Source organism: Kitasatospora sp. NBC_01539, from assembly GCF_045040525.1.
Taxonomy (GTDB): domain Bacteria; phylum Actinomycetota; class Actinomycetes; order Streptomycetales; family Streptomycetaceae; genus Kitasatospora.
In genome coordinates this window covers 9,155,885-9,181,495 of sequence record NZ_CP109390.1, presented here as the reverse complement: position 1 = coordinate 9,181,495, position 25,611 = coordinate 9,155,885, and the positions used below count along the sequence as shown (strand labels likewise).

At 75.7% G+C, this 25,611-nt stretch carries 21 protein-coding genes; 12 read left to right on the top strand and 9 right to left on the bottom strand.

Features of this window, described 5'->3' with window-relative positions; translation table 11 throughout:
* Positions 1 to 21 precede the first annotated feature (21 nt).
* A complete protein-coding gene (locus OG335_RS39730) occupies positions 22 to 765 on the bottom strand; it encodes a response regulator transcription factor (RefSeq protein ID WP_405008982.1) in 744 nt (247 codons plus the stop codon).
* Positions 738 to 2,030 (bottom strand): sensor domain-containing protein, encoded by a 1,293-nt coding sequence (locus OG335_RS39725; RefSeq protein WP_405008983.1) that lies wholly within the window; start codon positions 2,028 to 2,030, stop codon positions 738 to 740. Before OG335_RS39725 ends, OG335_RS39730 begins: the two co-directional genes overlap by 28 nt.
* Positions 2,031 to 2,187: 157 nt before the next feature.
* Between OG335_RS39725 and OG335_RS39720 the strand changes: the two genes are divergently transcribed.
* The 3 genes from OG335_RS39720 (at position 2,188) to OG335_RS39710 (ending at position 7,682) form a co-directional block, all read left to right on the top strand.
* A complete protein-coding gene (locus OG335_RS39720) occupies positions 2,188 to 4,170 on the top strand; it encodes an FtsX-like permease family protein (protein WP_405008984.1) in 1,983 nt (660 codons plus the stop codon).
* 93 nt (positions 4,171 to 4,263) lie between these two features.
* Entirely contained in the window at positions 4,264 to 5,877 is a 1,614-nt protein-coding gene (locus OG335_RS39715) for an FAD-dependent oxidoreductase (protein ID WP_405008985.1), read from the top strand.
* 212 nt (positions 5,878 to 6,089) lie between these two features.
* On the top strand, positions 6,090 to 7,682 hold the full coding sequence (locus OG335_RS39710) for an MFS transporter (protein ID WP_405008986.1): 1,593 nt from the start codon (positions 6,090 to 6,092) through the stop codon (positions 7,680 to 7,682).
* Positions 7,683 to 7,703: 21 nt separating this feature from the next.
* Here the strand turns inward: OG335_RS39710 and OG335_RS39705 are convergent, their stop codons facing one another.
* A complete protein-coding gene (locus OG335_RS39705; RefSeq protein ID WP_405008987.1) occupies positions 7,704 to 8,189 on the bottom strand; it encodes a hypothetical protein in 486 nt (161 codons plus the stop codon).
* A 313-nt stretch (positions 8,190 to 8,502) separates the two neighbouring features.
* On the opposite strand from OG335_RS39705, the gene OG335_RS39700 reads away from it, so the two are divergent.
* The 4 genes from OG335_RS39700 (at position 8,503) to OG335_RS39685 (ending at position 12,007) form a co-directional block, all read left to right on the top strand.
* On the top strand, positions 8,503 to 8,862 hold the full coding sequence (locus OG335_RS39700) for a hypothetical protein (RefSeq protein WP_405008988.1): 360 nt from the start codon (positions 8,503 to 8,505) through the stop codon (positions 8,860 to 8,862).
* A gap of 275 nt (positions 8,863 to 9,137) precedes the next feature.
* Complete coding sequence (locus tag OG335_RS39695) at positions 9,138 to 9,605, top strand: ATP-binding protein (RefSeq protein ID WP_405008989.1); 468 nt, start codon at positions 9,138 to 9,140, stop codon at positions 9,603 to 9,605.
* Between the two features lie 147 nt (positions 9,606 to 9,752).
* A complete protein-coding gene (locus OG335_RS39690) occupies positions 9,753 to 11,594 on the top strand; it encodes a PP2C family protein-serine/threonine phosphatase (protein ID WP_405008990.1) in 1,842 nt (613 codons plus the stop codon).
* The gene (locus OG335_RS39685) at positions 11,591 to 12,007 is read left to right on the top strand and encodes a response regulator (RefSeq protein ID WP_405008991.1); all 417 of its coding nucleotides are present in this window, start codon (positions 11,591 to 11,593) and stop codon (positions 12,005 to 12,007) included. Before OG335_RS39690 ends, OG335_RS39685 begins: the two co-directional genes overlap by 4 nt.
* Positions 12,008 to 12,050: 43 nt before the next feature.
* Here the strand turns inward: OG335_RS39685 and OG335_RS39680 are convergent, their stop codons facing one another.
* A complete protein-coding gene (locus OG335_RS39680; protein ID WP_405008992.1) occupies positions 12,051 to 14,504 on the bottom strand; it encodes an ATP-binding protein in 2,454 nt (817 codons plus the stop codon).
* A 274-nt stretch (positions 14,505 to 14,778) separates the two neighbouring features.
* On the opposite strand from OG335_RS39680, the gene OG335_RS39675 reads away from it, so the two are divergent.
* The 3 genes from OG335_RS39675 (at position 14,779) to OG335_RS39665 (ending at position 16,900) form a co-directional block, all read left to right on the top strand.
* Positions 14,779 to 14,949: a hydrophobic protein gene (locus tag OG335_RS39675; protein WP_405008993.1), complete on the top strand. Its 171-nt coding sequence runs from the start codon at positions 14,779 to 14,781 to the stop codon at positions 14,947 to 14,949.
* A gap of 144 nt (positions 14,950 to 15,093) precedes the next feature.
* Positions 15,094 to 15,984, top strand: a complete 891-nt coding sequence (locus tag OG335_RS39670) for an NAD-dependent protein deacetylase (RefSeq protein ID WP_405008994.1) — start codon at positions 15,094 to 15,096, stop codon at positions 15,982 to 15,984.
* Between the two features lie 148 nt (positions 15,985 to 16,132).
* Complete coding sequence (locus OG335_RS39665; protein ID WP_405008995.1) at positions 16,133 to 16,900, top strand: class I SAM-dependent methyltransferase; 768 nt, start codon at positions 16,133 to 16,135, stop codon at positions 16,898 to 16,900.
* A 180-nt stretch (positions 16,901 to 17,080) separates the two neighbouring features.
* Here the strand turns inward: OG335_RS39665 and OG335_RS39660 are convergent, their stop codons facing one another.
* Together OG335_RS39660 and OG335_RS39655 are read right to left on the bottom strand one after the other, a co-directional pair.
* The gene (locus OG335_RS39660; protein WP_405008996.1) at positions 17,081 to 17,551 is read right to left on the bottom strand and encodes a heme-degrading domain-containing protein; all 471 of its coding nucleotides are present in this window, start codon (positions 17,549 to 17,551) and stop codon (positions 17,081 to 17,083) included.
* Positions 17,548 to 18,621: a Gfo/Idh/MocA family oxidoreductase gene (locus tag OG335_RS39655; protein ID WP_405008997.1), complete on the bottom strand. Its 1,074-nt coding sequence runs from the start codon at positions 18,619 to 18,621 to the stop codon at positions 17,548 to 17,550. The genes OG335_RS39660 and OG335_RS39655 overlap by 4 nt, the downstream gene beginning before the upstream one ends.
* A 57-nt stretch (positions 18,622 to 18,678) precedes the next feature.
* On the opposite strand from OG335_RS39655, the gene OG335_RS39650 reads away from it, so the two are divergent.
* Positions 18,679 to 19,848, top strand: coding sequence for an ROK family protein (locus OG335_RS39650; protein ID WP_405008998.1), 1,170 nt, complete (start codon positions 18,679 to 18,681; stop codon positions 19,846 to 19,848).
* A gap of 203 nt (positions 19,849 to 20,051) precedes the next feature.
* Positions 20,052 to 21,584 carry an amino acid permease gene (locus tag OG335_RS39645; RefSeq protein WP_405008999.1) on the top strand — a complete coding sequence of 511 codons (1,533 nt, stop codon included), beginning with the start codon at positions 20,052 to 20,054 and terminating at the stop codon, positions 21,582 to 21,584.
* A gap of 134 nt (positions 21,585 to 21,718) precedes the next feature.
* Here the strand turns inward: OG335_RS39645 and OG335_RS39640 are convergent, their stop codons facing one another.
* The 3 genes from OG335_RS39640 to OG335_RS39630 form a co-directional block, all read right to left on the bottom strand.
* Positions 21,719 to 22,072 carry a VOC family protein gene (locus OG335_RS39640; protein WP_405009000.1) on the bottom strand — a complete coding sequence of 118 codons (354 nt, stop codon included), beginning with the start codon at positions 22,070 to 22,072 and terminating at the stop codon, positions 21,719 to 21,721.
* Between the two features lie 103 nt (positions 22,073 to 22,175).
* Positions 22,176 to 22,916 (bottom strand): hypothetical protein, encoded by a 741-nt coding sequence (locus tag OG335_RS39635; RefSeq protein WP_405009001.1) that lies wholly within the window; start codon positions 22,914 to 22,916, stop codon positions 22,176 to 22,178.
* Positions 22,917 to 23,046: 130 nt separating this feature from the next.
* Positions 23,047 to 25,245: a sigma-70 family RNA polymerase sigma factor gene (locus OG335_RS39630; protein WP_405009002.1), complete on the bottom strand. Its 2,199-nt coding sequence runs from the start codon at positions 25,243 to 25,245 to the stop codon at positions 23,047 to 23,049.
* Positions 25,246 to 25,611 lie beyond the last annotated feature (366 nt).

Genomic DNA, 25,611 nt, shown 5'->3' with positions numbered 1-25,611 from the left:
CGGGCCGGGCCGTCCCCGCCGCTACGCCCGGAGGAACTCCAGCACGGCCAGCACCCGGCGGTGGGTGTCCTCGGCGGGCGGCAGGTCGAGCTTCATCAGGATGTTGCCGATGTGCTTGCCCACCGCTGCCTCCGACACCGCCAGCGCGCGGCAGATCGCCGCGTTGGAGCGGCCCTCCGCGATCAGCGCGAGCACCTCGCGCTCGCGCGGGGTCAGCCGCTCCAGCGGGTCGCGGCGCCGGCTCAGCAGGCGGCGCACCACCTCCGGGTCGACGACCGTGCCCCCGGCCGCCACCGCGGCGACCGCCTCCACGAACTCCTCGACCTGGCCGATCCGGTCCTTCAGGAGGTAGCCGACCCCGGCGCCGGTGCCGGAGTCCAGCAGCTGCGCGGCGTAGGACCGCTGGACGTACTGGCTGAGGACGAGCACCGGCAGGCCGGGGCGCTCTCCACGCAGGGCGACGGCGGCGCGCAGCCCCTCGTCGGTCTGTCCCGGCGGCATCCGGACGTCGGTGATGACGATGTCCGGCGCGTGCTCGGCGACGGCCGCGTGCAGGGCCCCGGCGTCGCCGACGGCGGCGACCACCCGGTGGCCGAACCGGGCGAGCAGGCCGACGAGGCCCTCGCGCAGCAGGACGCCGTCCTCGGCGAGGACGACGCGCAGGGAGTCCGGGCCGCTCGTGCCGCCGCGCAGGGAGTCCGGGCCGCTCGTGCCGCCGCGCAGGGAGTCCGGGCCGCTCATGCCGCCGCGCCGATCGGCGTGCACGGGATCTCCATCCGCAGCAGGGTCGGGCCTCCGGGCGGGCTGCTCAGCAGCAGGGTGCCGTCCAGCACCGAGACCCGGTCGGCCAGGCCGGTGAGGCCGGATCCGAGCGCGGGGTCGGCGCCGCCGCGGCCGTCGTCGGACACCTCGATGACGAGCAGCCCTCCGGTGTGGCGGCCGTCGACCCGGGCGGACCCGGCACCGCTGTGCTTGGCGATGTTGGCGAGCGCCTCCGACACCGCGAAGTAGCCGGCCGACTCGACGGCCGGGGGCAGCCGTCCGGGCAGCTCGAAGCCGACCTCCACGGGGACGGGCGAGCGGTCGGCGGCGTCCGTGCAGGCGTCCGGCAGGCCGTGGTCGGTGAGCACCTGCGGGTGGATCCCGTTGATCAACTCCCTGAGTTCCGCCAGGACATGGCCGGCCTCCCGGTGGGCGTCGGCGAGCCGCTCCGCGAGGGCGCTGCCCGGTTCGGCGTCCAGCCGGGCCAGACCGAGCGCCATCGCGAGCGCCACCAGCCGCTGCTGGGCGCCGTCGTGGAGGTCGCGCTCGATGCGCCGCCGCTCGGCCTCGAAGGCGTCCACCAACCGTGCGCGGGAGCTGACGAGTTCACCGATCCGCAGCTCCTGCCCGGCCGGGGCCAGCACGTTGCGGGCGAGAGCCGCCCGGCCGACCGCCGCCAGGGTCAGCGGATACCCGGCCAGCGCCAGCGCCGCGAACCCGGCGACCGTCAACGCCCCTGCCGCCCAAGGGGAGTGGACCTGCCAGAGCTTCAGCACGTTCACCTGGTCGCCGTCCGCGAGGAGCAGCGGCAGCGCGGCGATCAGGTAGCCCGGCACGGCGAGCGTGCAGCCGACGACGACCAGGTCGACCGGCCAGAGGACGAAGGCGGCCAGCACCGCGAAGCCCAGCTCCCGCCAGGTCGCCTGCTCGCGGTAACGCAGCCGGAGCCAGGCCGTCAGGCCCGGACGGCCGGGGACGAGGTGCTGCCCGCCCGGCACCGGGTCGGCCAGCCGCGCCGTGCGCAGCAGCCACCGCTCCCAGGCGGCGAACGGCAGGCCGACCAGGGCCAGCGCCGCCAGCAGCGGCAGGCCGACCAGCAGCACGGCCAGCACGCCGGCCGCCGTCGCCGCCACCAGCAGGCCCGCGCAGAGCAGCAGGCCCGCGGTACCGCTCGCCAGCAGGTAGCCCGCCGCCCGCCACGGCAGCGTGGTCCGGAGGAACGCCGGGTGTGCCAACTCCCGCCACACGCCTGCTGTTCCGTCGCGCATCCGACCCGTCCCGCTCTGCTCCGCCGTCCCGGCCCCGGCGGCCGTCGCGGCCTCCACCCTAGGCGGGAGCCGCCCCGGCCGCGGTAGGCCTGGCCCTACCTCCCGCCGTAGGGCCAGGCCTGCTGACCGGGACGTCCGCGGGCGGTTGGCTTCCGGCATGCGAATGGGAATGCTGCGCATCGCGCTGAAGTCGTTGAGGGTCCGCTGGGTGTCACTGGTCGGCGCCTTCGTCGCGCTGGCCCTGGGGGTCGCGATGACGGCGGTGATGCTGCTCGGCCTGGCCGCGGCGGTGTCGCTGCCCGGCGGCGAGGCCGTGGTGTCGCTGGTGGCGGCCCTGGGCACGGCGGGCGGGGTGAGCGCGTTCGTGTCGGCGTTCGTCGTCGCGTCGACCTTCTCGTACGTCGTCGCGCAGCGGCGGCGTGAACTCGGCCTGCTGCGGCTGGCGGGCGCCACCCGGGCCCAGGTGCGGCGGACCGTCCTCGTGGAGGCCGTCGTGCTCGGTGCGGCCGCCTCCGCGGCGGGCTGCGTGCTCGGCCGGCTCGCGGCCCCGGCGATGGTCGGGTGGCTGGCGGACGTCGGCATGGCGCCGCCCGGCTTCACGACCGGCCACCAGCAGTGGCCGCTGCACGCGGCGTTCTGGACGGGCCTGCTGGTGGCCCTGGGCGGGGTGGCCGTGGCCGCCCGGCGCGCCGGACGGTTCGGGCCGCTGGACGCGCTGCACTCGGCCGACCTGGACACCGGCGTGATGACCGGCGGCCGCCTGCTGTGGGGCCTCGGACTGCTGCTGACGGCCGCGGTCATGATCGCCTCCGGCCTGGTCACGGATCCGGCCGACCTGCTCCACCGCAAGACGTACACCGTGCAGCCGATGGTGCTGATCTCCGCCTGCGGCCTGCTCGCGCCGGTGATCGCCCGGCCGGTGCTGCGGCTGCTCGCCCACCTCCCCGCCCGCTGGACCCGCTGCGGCGGACGGCTGATCCGGGAGAACGCCTCGGCGGCGCTGCGCCGCACCGGCGCGATCGCCGCACCCGTGCTGGTGTCGGTGGCGCTGACCGGTTCGCTGGCCGGCGCGCTGGGCACCGTCGGCGAGGCCCGTGCGGCCGAGGCCCTGGCGCGCACCGCGGCCGACTTCGTCGTCACCCCGCAGGCCCGTACCACCGGCGGTCTCCCCGGCGCGCCCGGCTCACCCGCCGCGACCGCCGTGACCGCGGCGACCGCGGCGACCACCGACACGCCCACCGACGCGCTCACCGACGCGCTGCGCGCGGTGCCCGGCACGGTCGTCTCTCCCACCGGGCCCACCCGGCTCGCGATCGTCGAGGCCGACGGCACCGTCGTCCGGAGCGAGGCGCGGACGGCCGATCCCGCCGCCCTGGCCGTGGTCGCCCGGCTGCCCGTGGTCACCGGCTCGGTGGCCCGTCTCGACGACGACGGCATCGTGCTGCCCCTGGAGTGGGAGCACCGCACCGTCGGCGCGCCGGTCGAGGTCGTCCTCGCGGACGGCACCCGGAGGACCCTGCGCGTCGCCGCCGTCCTGCGCGACGGACTCGGCGACAACGGCCTGTACGTGACCGCCCGCAACGCGCCCGGCGCCCGCGTCGACCGGATCGACGTGCGGCTCGCGCCCGGCGCCGACCGTGCCACCGCCACCCGGCTCCTCGTCGGCGCCGCCGCCGCGCACGGTGCCGCCGTCGCCGACCGCGGCGACCTCCTCGCCGCGAGCGGCACGGAGAACGCCCGGATCGTCCGGCTGCGTGCCGTCCTCGTGCTCGGCCTGGCCCTGGTCTACACCGCCATCGCCCTCGTCAACACCCTGGTCATGGCGACCGCCGACCGCCGCCGCGAGCTCGCGCTGCTCCGCCTCGCCGGTGCCACCCGCAGCCAGGTGGTGCGGCTGGTCACCGCCGAGTCGGTGCTGGTCGTCGCCGTCGGCGCCGTGATCGGCTGCGGCGTGGCGGCCGTCCAGATCGGCAGCATGCACGCGGCACTGGCCCTGCTCGGGGTGCCCGCACCGGTGGCGCTGCCGTGGCAGCCGATCAGCCTGGTGACGGCGGCGTTCGCGCTGCTGGCCGTCCCGTGCGCGGCGCTGTCCACCGTGTGGGCGCTGCGCGGGCGGCCGGTCGTCGCGGCGGCGCGCTGACCCGGGGCGGGCGCACCCGGCCCGGGTCCGGCGGTGGCACCATGAAGGCATGGCCAGGTGTCCGACGAGGTCGCCCGCCGGGAGCGGTTAACGGTGCGTACGCCGCCCGCGCAGGTGGCGACCGCCGCCCCCTCCGGCCCTGCGGGCCGGACCGGCCGCGCGGGCCGGACGGACGGTGCGGGCGGTACGAGCGGCCCGGGCGGTACGAGCGGCCCGGGCGGTACGAGCGGCCCGGGCGGTACGGCCCGCGCGGGCCTGCGGGTGGCCGTGGTCGGCTCCGGCCCGGCCGGCCTGTACACCGCCGAGGCGCTGCTGAAGCAGGCTCCGGCGCAGGACGGCGGCGCCGACGGCGTCGAGGTGGACGTCCTCGAACGCCTGCCCACGCCGTACGGCCTGGTGCGCTACGGCGTGGCGCCCGACCATCCGTCGATCAGGTCGATCGCCGACCACCTGCGACAGGTCCTCGAAGACCCGCACGTCCGGTTCCTCGGCGGCCTGTGCTTCGGCACGGACCTGGATCGCGCCATGCTCCTCGACTGCTACGACGCGGTGGTGTACGCCACCGGCGCGAGCCTGGACCGGCGCCTCGGAGTGCCCGGCGAGGACCTGCCGGGGAGTGCGGCCGCGGCCGACTTCGTCCGCTGGTACTGCGGGCACCCCGACGCCGACGGGGACGGCTTCACCCTCGACGCGCGGTCCGTCGCGGTGATCGGGACGGGCAACGTCGCACTCGACGTGGCCCGGATCCTCGCCGAGCCCGCGGCCGCCCTCCGCGACACCGACGTGCCCGAGCGGGTGCTCGCCGCACTGGTGGCCAGCCGGGTCCGGGAGGTCCACGTCATCGGCCGCCGCGGCCCGGCGCAGGCCCGGTTCACCACCAGGGAGCTGCGCGCGATCGGCGAACTGCCTGGCGCCGACGTCGTCGTGGACGCGTCCGCGACCGACCTCGACGCCTTCGACCCGACCGGCGCGAGCAGCCGGCTGGCCGCGTCCGACCGCCGGATCCGCGACATCACGGCGGTGCTCGCCGGGTGGGCGGCTCGCACACCACCGGACGGCGCACTCCCGGACCACACAACCCCGGACGAACGGCACCCGGGCCTGCCTCGGCGGGTGGTGTTCCGGTTCTGGACGCGGCCGGTGGAGATCCTCGGCACCGGCCGGGTGGAGGCCCTCCTCGTCGAGCGCACCAGGACGACGGAGGCGGGCCTTCTGGTCGGCACCGGCCTGCGGACGGTGCTCCCGGTGCAGCTCGTGCTGCGGTCGGTGGGCTACCGCAGCACCCCGCTGCCCGGGGTGCCGTTCGACGAGCGCCACTCGGTCGTGCCCAACGCCGAGGGGCGGGTCCTGGGACCCGACGGCTCGCCGCGGCCGGGCGAGTACGTCGCCGGGTGGCTGAAGCGGGGGCCGACCGGGGTGATCGGCAGCAACCGGTCCGACGCGGCGCAGACCGTCCGCTCGCTCCTCGCGGACCGGGCGGCGGGTCCCGTCGGGCTGCCGTCGCCCTCCGCCGGCGCGGCGCCGCGGCTGACCGACCTGCTGGCGGAGCGCGGCGTGCGGCCCGTGAGCTACACGGAGTGGCTGGGCATCGACGAGCGAGAGCAGCAGCTCGCCGCCGAGCTGGGACGGGGCAGCCGCGTCAAGCTCTGCGACCGGGACGACCTCGACCGCGCCTGCGGACACCCGCCGCCGGGCACCGGTCGCTGAAGCGTGGGGCGCCGACCGCTGACGTGCGTCCCGCTGCCGGGGCGGCCCGTCGGCCGACCGCGCGGCCGTTCGGCAGAGCCGTACGGCGGGGCCGTTCGGCGGAGCCGGGGTGGGCGGCGCGGGTGTCGCGGCCCGGGCGGAGCCGCCCGCCCGGATAGTTGGGTGGTCCGCCCCCGGCCACCGGCCGGCCGAAGAACGGGAGCCCCGCCCCCATGGCCCACTCGACCACCGCGTCGCTCGACGGTTACTCGGAGAAACGCGGGACGGCCCTCGCCGGCATGTGCGTGGCCGCCGGCATGGTGTGGCTGTCGTTCGCGGACTTCGGCGTGGCCGTGCCGACCATCGCGGACGAGCTGGCGGTGTCGCTGCCCGATCTGCAGTGGGCCAACAACGCGTTCAGCCTCTCCACCGGCGCCCTCGTCCTCGCCGGGGGCCGGCTGGGCGACGTGTTCGGCCGCAAGCGGATGCTGGAGATCGGCCTGGTGGTGATGGGTGCCGTCTCGCTGGTGGCGGCGTTCGCTCCGGGGGTCACCGGCCTGATCGTCGGCCGTGCCGCGATGGGCGTCGGCGCCGCCATGATCCTGCCCGCCACGCTGGCGCTGATCCCGCCGATGTTCCCGCCGGAGGAGCAGCCGAAGGCGTTCGGGGCCTGGATGGCCGTCGCGTGGGTCGGGCAGGCCGCGGGCCCGGCCGTCGGCGGCGTCCTCACCGGCGTGCTCGGCTGGCGGTCGACGATCTGGATCAACGCTCCGCTGGCCCTCGTGGGCCTGTGGCTGGTGCACCGCGCGGCGGTCGAGTCGACCGACCCGCGCGCCTCGCGGCACATCGACCTGCTGGGCCTGGTCACCAGCGCCCTGGCGGCGTTCTGCCTGCTCTACGGGTGCACCGCCGGGCAGGAGGAGGGTTTCGACGACCCCGTGATCATCGGCCTGCTGGTGGGCTCGGTGGTGCTGGCCGTGGTCTTCGTGCTCCTGCAGAAGCACCTCGCCGATCCCCTCGTCGACCTCCGGCTCTTCTCGTCCCGGCCGTTCTGCGGCGCCCTCGTCGCCAACTCCGTGATGAACATCGTCTTCGCGGGCGTCAGCTTCCTGCTCACGCTGTACCTCCAGGAGGTCCGCGGGTACGGCCCGGTCACGGCGGGCCTCCTGCTGCTGCCCTCCACCGTGACGATCCTGCTGTTCAACCCGTACGGCGGCCGGGTCGCCGCCCGGCGCGGCGCCCGGCTGCCCGTGGTGGCCGGTCTGCTGCTGCTGGGCGCGGGCACGCTGATCGCGGCGATCATCGGCCGGCACTACGCGTACGCGATCCTGGCCGCCGGTCTGCTCGTGCTCGGCGCGGGCCTCGGCCTGATGTCGATCCCGCTGTCCGACACCGCGGTGGCCGGCCCGCCGGAGGAGCTCGCCGGGACGGCCTCCGGCATGTTCAAGGTGACCAGCATGCTCGGCGGCGCCTTCGGCGTGGCCGTGACGGTCGCCGTCCAGCAGGCCGTGGAGTCGCACCAGGCGGTCGACCGCGCCAAGGCAGCCGGCCTGTCGGACGCCGACGCCGACCAGCTGGGCAACGCGGTGACGGATTCGGCGCTGGCCTCCCAGATCATGTCCTCGGTGGACCAGGCCACCCGTGACGCCATCACCGCGGCCTTCCACGAGGTGCAGGCCGTCGGCACCGGCCGGGCCATCGCGCTGTCCGGCCTCCTCGCGCTGGTGGCCGCGCTGGTCATGCCGCTCGTCTGGCGCCTGGCCCCGCCCGCCCGGCGGAAGGACGCGCACGCGGCCCGCCGGGAAGAGCCCTCCACGGAGCGCTGACCGGACGGGCCGCGCACGGCGCTACCCGGCGGGCGTGACGCCCGCCCTGCCCGTCAGCGCCCGCTGGACGAGCGGCGCGTCGTGGGCGGTGGTCTCGATCCAGACCGGACGTCCCGGCACGCTCTCGTAGCGGGTCACCGTGCGCCGGACCCTCTCGGCGAACCGGTCCGGCTCGGCCGCGGTGACCACCACGACGCGGCCTCCGGCCGGCACGCCGACCTCGCGCCCCGCGCGGCGGCCGGTGAACCGCACGGACGCCGCACCCGGTTCCACCCGGAGGGTGCCGGACGAGCGGGCGTCCAGCAGGTCCAGCCGGGAATCCGTCGCCAGGCGGCACGGCACCCGCACGCCGCTGCCCCGGGTGAACGCCGCGGACCGCCGACCGGCCCGGGCCAGCGCCAACCTCGGCACGACCTGGTCACGCATCAGGCCGACCAGGAACCGCACCGGCACGTCCACCCACCGCTCCGTCCTCGCGACCGCATCCGGCGGTCCACCGTAGGGCATGCCCTTCCTCCGCCCGGCCGCGGGACCTGCTGCTTGCCTTCCGGATGGCCCGCCCGGAGAGCCGGACGGTCCGGACGCCGGATGCGGTTGCGAGGACGCAACGGTGCGTGCCCGCGTCAACCGATGCACAATCAGTGCGCGTTGCCCGCACGGGGTTCCGACCGGGACCGTCGTGTCCGGCACATCGCGCGCGTACGGGCGAGGCGGGCCGTCGGGGGCCTCCCCCGGACCGCACGCCGACGCCCGTGAAGGGGGATCAGGACGGGACGTGGACACCATCGCCTTACCACCCGCGGGTCCGTGGCCGGAGCTCGTGCACCAGCGGGCGGCCCTGGTCATGCCGCTGGGCGCCGCCCCCGCCGAGGACGGCTTCGACGCCGGGGACGGCTGGGCCCGGCAGCAGGACGGCCCGGAGTCCCTGGCCACTCCGGCTGCGGGATGGAGCGTCCTGCTGGACACGCCGCTCGTCACCGTGCAGCGGCCGGGCGGGCAGGTGTGGTGGAAGGGCGACGTGCTGGTCGGCCGCGACTGGCGGCGCGCGGCGCGCACGCACGAGGCCGTGCTCCTCGTCGCGGGGCCGTTCGCGCACCCGGCGCAGTTCCCCGCCGCGGCCGCCGCAGGGGTGCTGCGCCTGCTGGTCGCCGCGGTCACCGTCGGAGGCCCCACCTGGTAGCACCGGTCCGGTCGGCGGGACACCGGGCCGCCGCACCGCCCGCACCGCCCGTGCCGCCACCGCCGCCGCATCCGCCGGGCCGCTGCTGCGCGGGTCCTGCCGCGACCCCGCCCGGCCGACCTGCCCGTCGTGGACGGACGGTCCGCCGGAACGGGCCCACACCGTCCCCCGGACCACCGCGTGCCTTCCTTCCTTCGGGGCACACGCACGAGCAGGACCGGACACCACGGGTCGGCACGGACAGCGCGGACGGTAGGGACAGAAGGGAAGCGGCCATGCAGGAGGAAGTGATCACTGCGGATTCCGTCTCCCACACCCTGGCGCAGGCCAGACGAGTGGCCGCCGCCCACCTGCGCGCCCACTGCCCGTGGGCCGACGAGGAGGCCGTGCTGATGGTGCTCTCCGAGCTCCTGACCAACGCGGTGCGCCATGCCACCGGCGGCTGGCGGCTGGCACTGGCCGCGTTCCCGGACCGCCTCGTCGCCGACGTCGTCGACCACAGCCCGCGGATCCCGCAGCCACGCCCCCCTGACCTCACGGGAGGCGGAGGCATGGGCTGGCACCTCGCCGAACGCCTCACCACCCGGCTCGACGTCCTCCCGCACGCGGAGGGCGGCAAGACCGTCCGCGCGCTGTGGACCGCCCGGCAGCAGGTGCCGCAGGTCCCGCAGATCCCGCAGATCCCGCAGGTCCCGCAGGTCCCGCAGCAGCAGTCCGCGGCGACCAGGGGCCCGGCCGTATGACCGAACACGGGGACACCGGTCCGACGGGCGCCGCACGCCATCGTCCCCGTACGGTGCGTCGCGCCGCGTCGCACCGCGATAGGCTTCCTGACCGGTCCGGGAGTGTCCGACCGGACGGTCCGGCCGAGCGTCCGGGAGGCACGTGCAGTGAAAGAGCCGGGGTGGATCGCCGATCCCGCGGACGCCGCTCCCGCGGAGGGCTGGGCAGCCGGCCTTCACCGGTTGTGGCTCGCCGCGGACGCCGCGCCCGACGTCACCGCACTGTCCGTGGAGATCTACGACCTGCTGCTCGCCGTACCGGGTGTGCTGGTGGTGACCGGGTGCCGCTACGACGCCTCCGGACGCGCCCGCTACGTGCGCGGCAGCACCGTGGCCGGTACCACGCCCGTACAGACGCGGCGGCCGCCGGGGCGGGTCCGCACCGGCACCGGGGAGCCACGGGGGCGGCGCGAGGTGCGTGAGTTCGGGATCGCGGAGGCGGAGCGGGACGACCGGCCCGAACTCGGGGTGTGGCGGTCCGCGGGCGCGGCCCTGCTGGTCGAGTGCGTGGTGGTGCTGGAGGACGGCGACCGGGCGGCCGTCGTCGTCGGCGTGGGTCCCGGTGCGCCGCCGCCCGCCGGGCTGCACACGATGCTGGCGCAGGCCTGTGACACCGTGGACGCCTGCAACGCCAGGGTGCTGCGGGAGCGGGAGAACGACCGGCGCCAGGCCCGGGACGCCCTCCTCGCGGAGGCGTCGCTGCAGATGGACGCGTCGCTCGACATCCACGAGACGCTCCAGCGGGTGGCACGGATGGCCGTGCCCGCCGTCGCCGAGGGCTGTCTGGTCCACCTCTGGCCGCAGGGGCGGCCCGAGCTGGTCGCCGTCGCCCATCTCGCCGCCGCCGCGCAGGAGAGGCTCGCCGCCGTCGGCCGCGACGAGGCGTGGACGGGCCGCGTGCTGCGCGAGGCGACCGCCGGCCCGGGCGGACTGCTGCTGGCCGGGGCGGACCTCGCGGACGGCCCGTTCGCGCCAGGCGGCCCGGTGCCCTGCCAGGTGGTGACGGTCAACGCGCTGCGGGCCCGCGGCCGCACGCTCGGGGCCATCACCTTCGCCTACGACCGCGACCCCCGGCTGGTCCCCTCCCCCGCGTTCCTGGCCGACCTCGCCCTGCGGGCGGCGCTCGCCATCGACAACGCCACCCTCTACGAGCAGCGCCGGCTCCATGTGATGTCGCTGCAGCGCCATCTGCTGCCCGCCGCCCTGCCCCGGATGCCCGGACTCGAACTCGCCAGCGCCTACGAGGTCGGCGACGCCGGGCTCGACGTCGGCGGCGACTTCTACGACGCCGTCCCGGGCCCCGACGGCGAACTCTCGCTCGTCGTGGGGGACGTGTGCGGCCGCGGCGCGCAGGCCGCCGCCCTCACCGGTCTGGCCCGCCACACCCTGCGGACCCTGCTGGAGGACGGCTGCGCACCGGCGCCCGCCCTCGGCCGGCTGAACCGGGCCCTGCGCGCGAACGCCGCCTCACGGTTCGTCACCGCCGTGGTGGCCCGCCTCGCCCCGGTCGGCGACGGTTCGTTCCGGATGCGGACGGCGAGCGCGGGACACCCGCCCGGCTACGCCGTACGGGCCGACGGCACGGTCGAGGTGTTCAACACGGCGGGCGGCCTGCTGCTCGGCGTCCTCGACGACCACGAGGTCGCCGAGACCCGGTGCCACCTGCGGCCCGGCGACACCGCCGTCCTGCTGACCGACGGGGTGACGGAGTCCCGCTCGGCCGACGGCACCTTCTTCGAGGAACGGCTGCCCGGGGTGCTCGCGGGTCTCGCCGGGCTGGCGCCGGAGAAACTGGTGACGGAACTGGCCCGCGCCGCACTCGCCTTCCGCACCACCGGGGCGGACGACATGGCCGTCCTGGCCGTACGGGTGACCCCCACCGGCCCCACGGACCGCACGGACCGCACGGACCCCACGGACCCCACCGACGACGGGCAGGGAGCGCGATGACGCCGCAGGAGGGTCTGGTCCTCGTGGTGGAGGACTCGGAGGAGGACGCGGAGGCCGTCGAACGCGCGCTCGGCCGCTCGCACCCGCTGGTGCGCCTGGAGTTCGCGACCTACCCGGACACGGTCGTGCCGAGGCTGCTGGACACCGCGGCGGAGCGCCCCGCCCTGGTGCTGCTCGACCTGAACCTCCCGGGCCGCGGTGGCCACGCGCTGCTCCGCGACATCCGGGCTCGGGCCGAGCTGGCCGGGCTGCCGGTGGTCGTCTTCACCTCGTCGACGGCCCCCGCCGAGGTGGACGCCTGCTACGCGGCCGGGGCGGACAGCTACGTCTTCAAGCCCCTCAACTTCGAGCTCTTCCGGACGGTTCTCGGCAGCGCCGTCGACTTCTGGCTCACCGGCCCCCCGGAGGACTGACCGGGGGGCCATGGCCCGGGCCGTGACCCGGCCCACTGGCCGTTCAGGCTCCCGGGCCCACGGGCGCGTCCGGGTCACCAGGCGCGTCCGGGTTTCCGGGCACGTCCGGAACGTCCGCGGGTGCCGGGTCGGACGGCGCCCCGTCGCCCTCCTGCAGCGTGAAACAGACGGACGTGCCACCGGAGGGCGGGCTCTCCAGCCAGATCCGGCCGCCGTGCCGCTCCACGATGCGCCGCACGATGGCCAGCCCGGCACCGGATCCGCCGCCCCGCTCGTCGCGTCGGTGGAGCCGGCGGAAGAGCCCGAAGACCTCGTCCTGCTGGTCCTCCGGCACCCCGATGCCGTTGTCGCGCACCACCACCGTCTCCAACGGTCCGCCGCCCTCCGGCGGGATCCGCTCCTCCACACCGACGAAGACCGTCCGCGGCACCTGCTCGCCCGCGTACTTCGCGGCGTTCACCAGCAGGTTGACCAGCACCTCCTGCAGGCGGTCCGGGTCGGCGGACAGCACCGGCAGCCGGCCCCGCAGCACGGACACGCCCTGCTCGGCCAGCCGCTCGCCGGCGATCTCCAGCGCCTCCCGCAGCGAGTCCTCCAGCGGCACCGGCCCGCGGCTGAGCCCGCCCGTCCCGACCTGCGAGTAGTGGAGCAGCGAGTCGAGCAGGCCGTTCATCCGGGCGGCGAGCCGCTGCACGGTGTGCAGCCGGCGGCGGCTGACCGCGTCCAGTGCGCCGGCGGCGTCCTCCATGATGAAACTCGCTGCGTTCGAGATGCCGCGCAGCGGTTCCTTGAGGTCGTGGGCGGCGGCGTGCGCGAACGCGTCGAGGTCGGCGTTGCTGCGGGCGAGGCGCCGGTTGAGCTCGGCCGTCCAGGCGGCGTGGCGCAGCATCAGGCCGGAGACGGTCCGGCTCACCGCCCGGGCGGTCGCCGTGTCGACGTCCGTCCAGGGCCTGCTCCGGCCGCGGACGGTCGCGCGGAAGACCGCGGAGGAGCCGCGCGGGGTGAGGCGTTCGCCGTGCTGCCCCAGGCGCACCGGCAGGGCCGGGTCCGCGGCCCAGCGGCGGGTCACCGGCCACTCGCCGCGGTGCCAGGCGATCAGGCTGCCCTCGCCCGCGAAGGGCAGCAGCAGCACACCGGCCGGCGTGCCGGGGGCGGGTTCGGCATCGGGCCCGTCGGCCTCCGCCAGCCGGTCGGTCGCCCACAGCTCGCCCGGGCGCAGGCTCCCGGCGAGGGCGTGCAGCCGTTCGGTGAACCCGGCCGGGACGTCCTGCCCCGCGGTGGTCGTCCCGCCCTCGTGGGAGACGACCACGCCGTCCGCCTCGACGAGGGCGAGGAGGCCGTCGATGCGTCCGCGCAGCGTGCCGGGGTGCGGGTCGGACGGTTCGCCGAGCAGCTCGGTGATCGCCGTGCGGCTGCGGTCGAGCGCCGCCACGCGCTCGCGGTCGGCGAGGGCGGCCAGCTGGACGGAGAGCGCGGCGCCGAACAGCTCGCAGGCCGTACGGACGTCGGGCGACAGCCAGCGCGGCTCGCTGCCGTGGCACGCGATCAGCCCCCACAGCTCGTCGTCGCACAGGACCGACACCGACATCGAGGAACGGACCCGGATGTTGCGCAGGTACTCGAGGTGGAACTCCGACACCGTCCGCAGGGCCGCGGAGGAGAGGTCCAGCGGTGCGCCCGTCGACGGGCGGGTGGGCGGGTGCAGGCCGACCGTGCGGTCGTCGACGTCGCCGATCACGCGGATCCAGTTCCGTCGGTACAGCCGCCGGGCCTGCGGGGGGATGTCGCTGGCCGGGAACCACAGGCCGAGCCAGGGTTCGAACCCGTCCGCGATGTCCTCGGCGACGACCTCGCCCGGCCCGTCCGCGTCCTCGAAGCGGTAGGCGACGACGCGCTCGTACCCCGTGAGCGCCCGCACCTCGCGTACGGCGGCCGCGCAGCACTCGCCGACGGTCGCGGCCCGACGGATGCGCACCAGCGACTGCTGGATGCGGCGGTGGAAGGCGGGGTCGGGCGGGGCCGCGTCCGCGGCGGGCTCCAGCTCCAGGACGAGCAGGCCGTCGCGGAGGTGCACCGTGGCCTCGAAGGACCCGGCCGGTGCACCTCCCGAGGAGCCGGAACCGGGAGCGGGAGCGGGACCGGGACCGGAAGCGGGATCGGGGCGCGGGCCCGGGCGGACCCGGCCCGGCAGGAGTACGGCAGCGTCGCCGGCCTCGGCGGCGAGGTCCGCGGCCTCGGCCAGCACGTCCGCGCCGAGCAGGTCGGCGGCGGCGCGGCCGAGCAGGTCGTCCGGCGCGACACCGAGCAGGTCGGCGGTGTTGCCGGACACGGTGTCGATCAGGCCGGTCACCCGGTCGACGGCCAGCAGCACACCGAACGACTGCACCCCGCCGAGCAGGTGGATCGGCTCACGGACGCACTCCGTGAGGTCGAAGCCGCCGCCGGCGGCGCCCTCGGCGTCCCGCGCCCGGTCGGACAGCCAGTCACCGTTTCCCACGGATCAGCTCACTCCTCGTACCTCGTACCTCGGCCGCATCGCCCCGTCAGGGGCAGCAGGGCAGGTCTCGCACCGTAACAGCAGCCGCACGCGCTGCCACGGCCCGTGCGCCGCGCCGCGCTGTGCCGGGCCGGTGCCGGGCCGTGCCGTGCCGTGCCGGTGCACGTGGGCGGGGTGTCTGCCCCGGATCCCGTCGAAGATTCCCCCGCATGTCACGACCGGGGACGGGCAGCAGGACTCCCGTCACACGATCACCACCGGCAAGGAGTTCCCCGTGCTTCCTCTCGTCCTCGTCCTGCTGCTCGCCGTCCTGCTGTTCGGCCTCGGTTTCGCCGTCAAGGCGCTGTGGTGGATAGCCGTCATCGTCCTGGTCCTCTGGCTGCTCGGCTTCGTCGCCCGCGGCACCAACGCCGGCGGCTCGCGCGGCCGCTGGTACCGCTGGTAACACCTCACCACGACGGCCGCCGGGCCGGGGCGCCACCGCTGTCGGCGGTGCCCCGGCCCGGCGGCGTGCTGCTGCTGCTGCTGCAGAATCGGCGATCTGCCGACCCGGGCCGGGGACCGGCCCCGGGCGATCTACCCTGTCGGTATGCAGATCCCCCCGCTGCCCGACGGACCCGCCCACGACGACCCCGCACCGCGGACCGCCGGCCTGGAGGAGATCCGCCGGCTGCTGGCCGGGCGCGGCGTCGCCGTCCTCAGCGGAGCCGGGCTGTCCACCGAGTCCGGCATCCCCGACTACCGCGGTGCCACCGGAAGCCGGCGCCGCCAGCCGCCCATGACGTACCAGGACTTCGTCAGCAGCGAGGAGGGCCGTCGCCGCTACTGGGCACGCAGTCACGCCGGGTGGCGGACGATCGCGCGCGCCGAGCCGAACGCCGGGCACCGGGCCGTCGAGGAGCTGCGCCGCTCCGGCCACGTGACGGCCGTGATCACCCAGAACGTCGACGGCCTGCACCGGGCGGCCGGCACCCCCGACGCCGTGGAGCTGCACGGCGGACTCGACCGCGTCATCTGCCTGGGATGCGGGCGCACCAGCCCGCGCGAGGACCTCGACGTGCGCCTGAGCGCGCTGAACGGCGCCGCGCGGGACACCGGCGCCCGCGTCAACCCGGACGGCGACGTCGAACTGCCGGACGCGCTCGTGGAGAACTTCCGCATCGCCCCGTGCGCGGCGTGCGGCGGGATCCTCAAGCCGGACGTGGTCTTCTTCGGCGAGAGCGTCCCGAAGCCCCGCGTCGAGCGCTGCTTCGACCTGGTCGACGCCGCCCGCGCGCTCCTCGTGCTCGGGTCGTCCCTCACCGTCATGTCGGGCCTGCGGTTCGTCCGCCGCGCGGCACGCAACGGCACACCCGTGGCGATCGTCAACCAGGGCGCGACCCGTGGCGACACCTTCGCCGCCGCCACGGTCTCGCTGCCCCTCGGCGCGGCCCTGACCACCCTCGCGGAGCACCTGGGCACGGCCCCGACCGTCCGGTGACCGACCCGGGCCGTCCCCCTGCGCGGCCGGCCCTGGTCGCGCAGGGGGACGGCCCGGGGCCGTGCCGGTGAGCCGTACGGGGCGTCGGGACCGCTGGCGGGGTGGAGGTCCGGGCCGTGACGGTACGGCTCGTGCCAGGATGCTCGGCATGTCTGGTCGCGCACTGAGCTTCGGAACGATGGCGGATGCGTACGAGCGGTTCCGGCCGGGGTATCCCGTGGAGCTTTTCGACAGGGTGGCGGCGTACGCGGGTCGGCCGGTACGGACCGCCCTCGAAATCGGCGCGGGGACGGGCAAGGCGACCCGCCTGTTCGCCGGGCAGGGGGTCGCGGTCACCGCGACCGAGCCCGACGGGGCGATGCTCGCCGTGCTGCGCACGCACGTTCCGGCAGGCGTCAGGACGGTGCAGGCCGCGTTCGAGGACCTGCGGCCCGGCGAGAGGTACGGGCTGGTCTTCGCCGCGGCGGCGCTGCACTGGACGAGTCCGGAGGGCCGGTGGTCGCGCATCGCCGGGCTGCTGGAGCCGGGGGGCGTGTTCGCCTCGTTCGGCGGGCCGATCCAGCTGACCGACCCCGCCGTCGAGGAGGCCGTCCGCGCGGCGCGCGCACCCTTTCTGGAGAGCGACGAGGTGCCGTCCCCGGACGGCACGCCTCCGGGGCACGACATGCAGTGGCCGGGTACGGAGCTCCAACGGTCCGAGTGGTTCACCGACGTTCAGCAGTCCGTGGTCGAAAGGCATTCGACCATGAGTGCGCACGACTACGTCGGCCAGCTCTCGACCATCTCGGCCTATCTCGTGCTGCCGGCCCCGCAGCGGGAGCGGGCCTTCGGGGAGATCCTGCGGGTGCTGCCCGGGACGGTTCGGGTCGCCGCCGACCTGACGGTCCATCTCGCCCGCCGACGCCACGAGCCGTAGGAAGCCGGTGTGTGCGCGGGGGCGGGTCCGGGCTTGCTTCGGCACCTCGCCGTGGCTGAGGACGAGCAGCGAACGGCGAGCAGCGAGCAGCGAACGGCGAGCCCCGCGGGGCCGACGGGCTCGTCCCCGACCCCGTGGGGCGGGGGACGAGCGGGTCCGGTCGCCGGGCGGGCCGGTCGGTCACCCCGGCAGGTCGGCCTCCAGGTAGCGTTCGAGCCCTTCGACCACCAGCTTGTGGTCGTCCAGTTGCGGCAGGCCGGAGATCGCGACGGTGCCGACCGGTCCCACGTGTGCGACGACGATCGGGAAGGCGCCGCCGTGGGCCGCGTAGCGGTCCGGGTCCAGGCGGGACTTCTCCTCGAAGGTGCCGCCCGCGTCGCGGAAGCGCTGGCCGACGAGGTAGGAGCTGGACCCGTACCGCCGCACCACGCGGGTCTTCCGTTCGATCCACGCGTCGTTGTCCGCGCTGGTGCCGGGCAGGGCGAAGTGGAAGAGCTGCTGCTCGCCGCGGCGGATGTCGACGGTGACGGGCAGTTCGCGCTCCCGGGCGAGTTCCACCAGCAGGCAGCCGAGCAGCCAGGCGTCCTCGTTGGTGAAGCGGGTGAACTGCAGACGGCGTTCCTGCTCGACGAGTTCGGCGGTGGTCGTCACAGCCGCACCGTCCGGCCCTCGGCGGCGGAGCGGCTCGCCGCCTCCAGCACGGTGAGGGCGGAGACGGCCTCGCGCGCCTCGACCGGCGCCGGGGCGCGGCCGTGCAGGGCTTCCACGACGCCCGCGTAGTAGTTCTGGTAGGCGCCCGGCAGGGTGGGGTGGGCGACCGCGCCGTCCACCGTGCCCAGCTGCCCGTACTCGGACTCCGGGGTGACGCCCCATCCCTCGTCGGCGGGCGTGCGTCCGGCCCGGAGGGCGTCCTCCTGGCCGTCGAGGCCGCGGCTCGTGTAGGCGGCCTCGCTGCCCAGCACCCGGAAGCGCGGGCCGAGGTCGGCGGCGGTCGCACTCATCCACAGGTGGGAGCGGGTGCCGTCGGCGTGGGTGAGCGCGACGAAGGAGTCGTCGTCGACGGCCGCACCGTCGCGGCGGACGTCCAGTTCGGCGTAGACGGACGCGGCCGGGCCGAAGAGCGTGAGGGCCTGGTCGACCAGGTGGCTGCCCAGGTCGTAGAGGAGTCCTCCGACCTCGGCGGGATCGCCGAGTTCGCGCCAGCCGCCCTTGAGCCGGGGCCGCCAGCGCTCGAACCGCGATTCGAAGCGGTGCACGCGGCCCAGCTTGCCCGACCGGACGAGCTCGCCGACGGTCAGGAAGTCGCCGTCCCAGCGCCGGTTCTGGAAGACGCTCAGCAGCAGGCCGCGTGACTCGGCGAGGTCGGCCAGTGCCGCGCCCTCGGTCGCCGTCGCCGCCAGCGGCTTGTCGACGACGACGGGGACGCCGGCCCGGAGCGCGGCGGTGGCGAGGGGGATGTGGGTGCGGTTGGGCGAGGCGACGACCACCAGGTCGAGGCCGAGCGGCCAGAGTTCGTCGGTGGTCGAGAGCAACTGCACCCCGGGGTACCGGGCCGCGGCCTGCTCGCGCCGTTCCGGGTCCGTGGTGACGACGGCGGCCAGGTGCAGCCCGGGGGTGGTGGCGATGAGGGGTGCGTGGAAGACGGAGCCCGCGATCCCGTAGCCGATCAGGCCGACGCGGAACGGCGCGGCAGAGGGGGTGTTCGGAGTGCTGTTTGCCATGGGGTCCAGTTAAACAACAGTGTGGATTAAGTCGCAAGCGTGTCGCATAATCGATCCGTGACCTCCCGCTCCCCCGACCCCGCAGCAGGCTCCCCGCCGGGCACCCCGCCGGACCCCGCACCGCGCACCTCCCCCGTGCCGGGCCGGCCGGCCGGTCCCGGCGCGGCGCCCATCGCGCCTTCCGGCGCGAACCTCTCCACGCTCAGGGACCACAACGCGGCCGCGGTGCTGGCGCTGGTCCGGGCGGCCGGCCCGGCGGGGACCAGCAGGGTCGAGCTCGCCCGCGAGTCCGGTCTGACCGCGCAGGCGATCAGCAAGATCGTGCACCGGCTGACCGGGGACGGCCTGCTCGTGGAGGCGCACCGCGGCGCGTCGACCGGCGGGAAGCCGCCCACGCTGCTGTCCCTCGTGCCCGAGGCCCGCTGGGCCGTCGGTGTCCAGCTCGGCCGTGACACGCTCACGGTGCTCCGCGCGGACCTGACCGGGCGGGCGGCCGCGGTGCGCCGGCTGCCGATCGACCTCGCCGCCTGGGGCCCGGCCCGCGTGCTCGACCTGCTGGCCGAGCAGGTCGACCTGCTGCTCTCCGGCCTGCCGCGGGCCGACGTGCTCGGTGTCGGTGTGGCGCTGCCCGGCCCGCTCGACCAGCACGCGGGGGTCCTGCACCAGGTCACCGGCATGCGGGCCTGGGACGGGCTTCCGCTCCGCGACGAGATCGCCCGGCGCCTCGGCCTGCCCGGGCTCATCGAGAAGGACAGCACGGCGGGCGTGCTCAGCGGCCTCGGCTCGCCGAACCGGGCGTTCGTCCACCTCGACCAGGGACTCGGCGCGGGCCTCGTCCTGGGCGGTGCGGTGCAGCGCGGCGCCCGCACCAACGCCGGCGAGTTCGGCCACCAGGTCCTCGACCCCGCGGGCCCCCGCTGCCGCTGCGGCAGCACCGGCTGCGTCGAGGCGCTCTGGGCCGCCGCGGCCACACCCGAGGCGGCGGCCGGCGTCCTCGGCGAGGCCCTCGCCAACCTCGTCCGGCTCCTCGACCTGGACGAGATCGTCCTCGGCGGCCGCGAGGTCCTGGACGCCCCGGAGGTCTACCTCGCCGGGATCCGCCGCGTCCTCACCGCCCGCCTGCCGGATCCCGCCTGGCAGTCCGTCACCGTCTCCGTCGCCCCGTCCGGTCCGGACGCCGTCGCCCTCGGCGCCGCCGGGCTGATCCTGGCGCGGGTCTTCGGCTGACGCCGTCCCGGGCCCGGCGGGGGCCGAGGGCCCGCACGGGCCCCGGCGGAGCGCCGGGCCACCGTCTGGGAGACCGGCGGGCGACACCTCCGGGGCGCTCCACCAGGGCCGTCCGTGGGGTTTTCGGCCGCAGCCGGGCCACGGCACGGCGTGCGGGCGGTCCGGCGGGGTACGCGTCACGCGGACAACGCCAGGAGGCCCAGATGACCAGCGAGCCCCGACCCGGACACCGGCTGCTACGCAGCCTCGTCCGGACCAAGCCCGTCGAGCAGTCGATCGCCGACACCGAGGAGCCGGAGCACGCGCTCCGCCGCTCGCTCTCCGCGCTCGACCTGACCGTGTTCGGCGTCGGTGTCATCATCGGCACCGGCATCTTCGTGCTGACCGGCACCGCCGCGAAGAACCACGCGGGGCCGGCCGTCGCGGTGTCGTTCGCCGTCGCCGGCGTGGTGTGCGCGCTCGCGGCGCTCTGCTACGCCGAGCTGGCCTCCACCGTGCCGGTGGCGGGGTCGGCCTACACGTTCGCGTTCGCCACGATCGGCGAGCTGCCGGCCTGGATCATCGGCTGGGACCTGGTGCTGGAGCTGGCGCTCGGCGCGGCGGTGGTGGCGGTCGGATGGTCGGGCTACGTGCAGTCGCTGCTGGAGAGCGCCGGGGTGACCCTGCCGCACGCGATCTCCGGCGCGTCGACCGGCGGGTGGAGCTTCAACCTGCCGGCGACCCTGCTGGTCGTGGTGCTGACCGCGGTGATCCTGGCCGGCATGCACCTGTCGGCCGAGGTCACCCGGGTCATCGTCGGCATCAAGGTGCTCGTGGTGCTGATCGTCATCGTGGCCGGGCTGTTCTTCGTCAAGGCCGCCAACTACACGCCGTTCGTCCCGCCGGCCCGTGCCGCGGAGAGGACGTCGGGCGGTGCGGCGCCGCTCGTCGAGGCGGTCTTCGGCTACACCCCGACGGACTTCGGGGTGATGGGCATCTTCACGGCCGCCGCGGTGGTCTTCTTCGCCTTCATCGGCTTCGACGTCGTGGCGACGGCCGCCGAGGAGACCCGCAACCCGCAGCGCGACGTACCGCGCGGCATCATCGGGTCGCTGCTGATCTGCACCGTGCTCTACATGGCCGTCTCGGTGGTCGTGACGGGCATGCAGAAGTACACCGAGCTGTCGGACGACGCGCCGCTGTCGGACGCGTTCAAGGCGGTCCGCCAGGAAGCGTTCGCCGACATCATCAACGTCGGGGCGGTAGCGGGCCTCACCTCGGTCACGATGATCCTGCTGCTCGGTCAGAGCCGGGTGTTCTTCGCGATGAGCCGCGACGGGCTGCTGCCGCGCACCTTCTCCACCGTCAACCCGAGGTTCGGCACGCCGTCGAGGGCGATCGTGCTGCTGGGTGCGGTGGTGGCGGTGCTGGCCGGGCTGATCCCGCTGGAGGAGCTGTCCGAGCTGGTCAACATCGGCACGCTGTTCGCCTTCGTGGTGGTCTCGATCGGGGTGGTGGTGCTCCGCAGGACCCGGCCGGACCTGCCCCGCTCGTTCCGCTGCCCGTGGGTGCCCGTGCTTCCGGTGCTCTCGGTGCTGGCGTGCCTCTGGCTGATGGTCAACCTGCCGGTCGCGACCTGGTGGCGGTTCCTGATCTGGATGGCGGTCGGCGTGGCCGTCTACGCCTTCTACGGGCGCACCCACAGCCGGATCGGCGATCCGGACCGGGCCCGGACCGGGACGCCCGGCCGGGGCTGACACGGCGTCGGAAGGCGCCCGGCCGGGGCTGACGCAGCGTCGGGAGCCGCACGGCCCCGCGCGGGCCCGGCCGAGGTGCACACCCCGGGAGCCCGCCCGGCCACCGGCACGTCACCGACCGCGTGACGGCGTGGTCAGCTGGGCTGCCACAGCTCGACCCGGTTGCCCTCGGGATCGGTGACCCAGCCGAAGCGGCCGACGCCCTCCATGTCCTGGGTCTCCCCGGCCACGTCCGCGCCCCTGGCGCGCAGTTGCGCGAGCATCGCGTCCAGGTCGCGGACCCGGAAGTTGACCATCGTCTGCTGCGCGCGGGAGCCGAAGTAGTCGGTCCCGGAGTCGAACGCCGCGAACACCGTGGCCCCGGCCTCCTGCCGCCAGAGGCCGTTGTCGTCGGCGTCGAGGCCCAGGCACTCGCGGTACCAGGCGCCCAGGGCCTCCGGGTCCGCGGCCCGCATGAAGTATCCGCCGATTCCGAGCACACGTTCCATGGCGCCATCCTGCCAGGACCGCGGGCGCCCGTCCCGCGCGTCGTCCGGATCACGGCGGAACCGGTCGGCCGTGGGACGGAGTCGCGGGCGCCGGGCGGCGGTGTCAGGAGCAGAACCAGCCGCCGACCGTGGCGTCGGCGCCCGCCGCGGTGTTCACGGCCTTGACGAAGAGGTAGTTGTTGCAGCCGTACATCACCGGCGGGGTGAAGACGGCCTGGTAGCCGTGGAGGTCGCCGTAGCCCGGGTAGGCCGCGCCGACGTCCGGGCGGGACCGGTCGGCCTGGAAGGGGCCGTACGTGCCGCCCGCGTACTCGATGTAGACCTGGGTGGGACCGGCGGAGTCCGGGTCGGCGGCCCAGCCGTTGACGACGATCGACCGTCCCTGGACCGACCAGGAGTCCATCGAGCCGATCGGGTCGTGCCCGACGGTGAGCGGGGAGCAGCCGATGGAGGTGTTGGCGCCGAAGCCGACGTTGAGCGCGGTGGCGCACACCGCGCCGGTGGCGGTGGGCACGACGATCACGCCGGAGAACGCCTCGCCGCCGGAGCCGTCGGCGGTCAGGGTGGCGACGGTCGCGCCGCCGACGGTGATGCGGACCCTCACCGGGCCGCCGTCCTCGTCGTGGGCCCACCCGGCGACCTTGATGCCGCCGGGCACGCGGGTCGCGGAGGCGAGCTCCCCGTACGGGTCGTTCGCGGGCTCGCCGGGGTCGGTGCACCACGCCGGCGGGGCGGGGCTGTCGCAGACCGACTGCGCCGACGCGGGCGCGGCGAGCGGCAGGACCGCGGCGGCGGTGAGGGTGGCGGCGGCGGCCAGGCGGCCGGCGAGCGTGCGGGGTCTCATGGGTGTGCTCCTCGGGAGGTGGTGTGCTCCCACTGTCGCGGCGACCGATAAACGTCCCCTCAACAACCTGTTGCCGCGCCGGCACCCGGGCCCGCGCCGTCGCCCGCGCCAGCGCCCGAGGTGGCCGGGGTCAGAGCCGCGTGGTCATGGTGGCGCCCTGGCCGGTGCGGGTGACGAGGAAGGTCGTCCTCGGCAGGCCGCCGCCGGAGGGCCGGGAGGCCTCGGCCGTGGCCGGGTCGGTGGTGGCGAAGATGCCGGTGCCCGCCGTGCCGGTGTCCCAGGTGTTCCCGTCGGAGTGCACGCCCGTGCCGAGGGTGGTGTCGCGGCCGTTGCCGACGGCGGCGTTTCCGGTGGCGGTCGCGGCGGCGTCGGGCAGGAAGAAGCCCCGCACGCCGTTGCGGTAGGCGGTGTTGCGGGTGAGCCGGATCCCGCCCGGGTTGCCCTCGTCGTTGAACCCGAGCCCGGTGTTGTCCCAGGCCGCGTTGTTGACGACGCGGTGGGCCACGGCGGCGCGGCCGTTGCCGCCGCCCAGCGTGAAGCCGTTGCCTGCGCCGCGCCAGTCGGCGACCTGCCAGCGGTTCACGCCGTTGCCGTACGACCAGTTGCTCTCGACCGTCACGGGGCTGGTGAACCCGCCCAGGTCCAGGCCGTCGGTGGCGTTGCCGTGAAAACGGCAGCCCCGGACGACGTTGCCCTGGCCGGCGCCGAAGGTGATGCCCAGTCCGATGCCCGCCCCGCCGTGCGCGGCGTCGTCGTGGTTGTGGAAGAAGTCGCTGTCGAGGACGGCGTTGGCCTCGGTGCCCGCGTCGCGCAGGACGAGCCCCGACCTGGCGTTGTCGTGGAACGACAGCCGCCGGAAGACCGTGTGGTGGCAGGAGCGGCAGACGTAGGCGTGGCTGGCGGAGCCGAGGAGTTCGAGGCCCTGCACCGTCCACCAGCCCGTCTGCTGGGTGATCGCCCAGGAGGCGGCCGGTATCCCGGAGGCGTCGAGGACGGGCTGTTCGTCACGGTAGTTGCTGAGCATGATGGGCCGCTCGGCGGTGCCGTCGGTGGTGATGGAGACCGGCCCGGTCAGCCGGTAGGTGCCGCCGCGAAGGGCGATCGTGCCGCCCGGCCGGACGGCCGACACGGCCTTGCCGAGCGTCGCGTACGGGTGCGCGAGGCTGCCGTCGCCGGAGTCGGATCCGTCCGGTGCCACGTAGAGGTCGGCCACCGTCACACCGCTGCCGCGCTGGGGTGCCGACGCCGACGGCGAGGGTCCGGCGGCCGACGGCGGGGACGGGTCGGCGGACGGTCCGGCCGCCGGTGGGGACGGGACGGCGCCCGGGGCGGTGCTCGCCGCTGCGGCCGGTGGCCCGCCGTACGGCGCGGGGCCCGTCCACGGGGCGAGCACGCAGGTCAGCGCGACGGCCGCGGCGACGGCTGCGGCGGCTCCGGCGGCGACCGGCCGGGTGGTGACGTGGCGGGCGGCCGTGCCGAGCCGTTCGAACAGCACGGAGTGGTGGCCGGCCGTCGCGGCGGCCTGGGCGCTCCACGGCACGCCGTCCAGCAGGGAGTTCGGCACCACCAGCACGCCGATGCCGGGCAGCAGCTTCTCCGGTGCGACGAGTCCGCCGCGGTGCGCACCGCACGACGCGCAGTCCCGGGTGTGGCGGGTCAGCCGCTTGCGCCACACCGGGGTGGTGCTGCCGTCCCACGCCTGGGTGACGGCGGCGAGCCCGGGGCAGCGGGGTACGGCGCCCAGGGCGCGCACCACGGTGCGGGCGGCCTCCAGCTGGGCTTTCATCCGGCGCAGGCGGACGGCGGCGTGCCCGGGGTCGAGTGCCAGGGCGGCGGCGGTCTCGGCGCGGGTGAGGCTGCCGGACACCTCCTGCCACCAGAGGGAGAGCAGCCGTCGGTCCGCCGGGTCCAGCCAGTCCGCGGCCCGGGCGAGTTCGCGCCGCTGCCCGGTGAGGACGAGTTCGGCGACGGTGCGTTCGGCGAAGTCGGTGGTGGGGTCGGGCACGTCCGCGACGTCGTAGCGGTGGGGTGTCTCCGCGACCCGGCGGCGCGCGTGCTGCTGGAGCTGCCGGTAGGCGATGGCGACGACCCAGGAGCGGAACCGGTCCGGTTCGCGCAGCGACGGCAGGCCGCGGACGGCCCGCAGCATGGTCTCCTGCACGAGGTCGTCGACGTCGGCGGTGGCCCGCAGGGCGCGGCCGACGATGTTGTAGACCAGGGGCAGGTGGAGTGCCACCAGGTGGTTCAGCGCCCGGTCGTCGCCGCTCTGCGCGGCACGGACCAGCACGGCGACGTCCTGCGCGGTGTCGTGCGGGTTGCCCGTGAGCACCGGAGATCTCCTGCCCTGCGCCTCGGCCGGGGGCGCGAGGCGACGACGCGGGGGAACCCGGGGGATGCGACACGCTGGCACCCGGGCATGGCCATGACTGCGGAGCCGCATCCTGACACGACGCCACACGACAGTAAAGCGGCGCTCCCCGATTCCGCGTCCGGACGGGCCGGGGGTGCGGCCCGGAGAGCAGCCCGCGGCAGCCGCGGCAGCCCGGTGTGCCGGCCGGGCAGAAATTCTTCGGAATTTTCTGTCATCTGCCCGGCGCCCCTCCGTCTACAAGGGGTGCCGCTGCCCGTCCGGGCGGCGGACGACCACGGTGTGCGTCCGGCCTCCGCCCCCACGGCGGCCGGGTGCGCCCGTTCC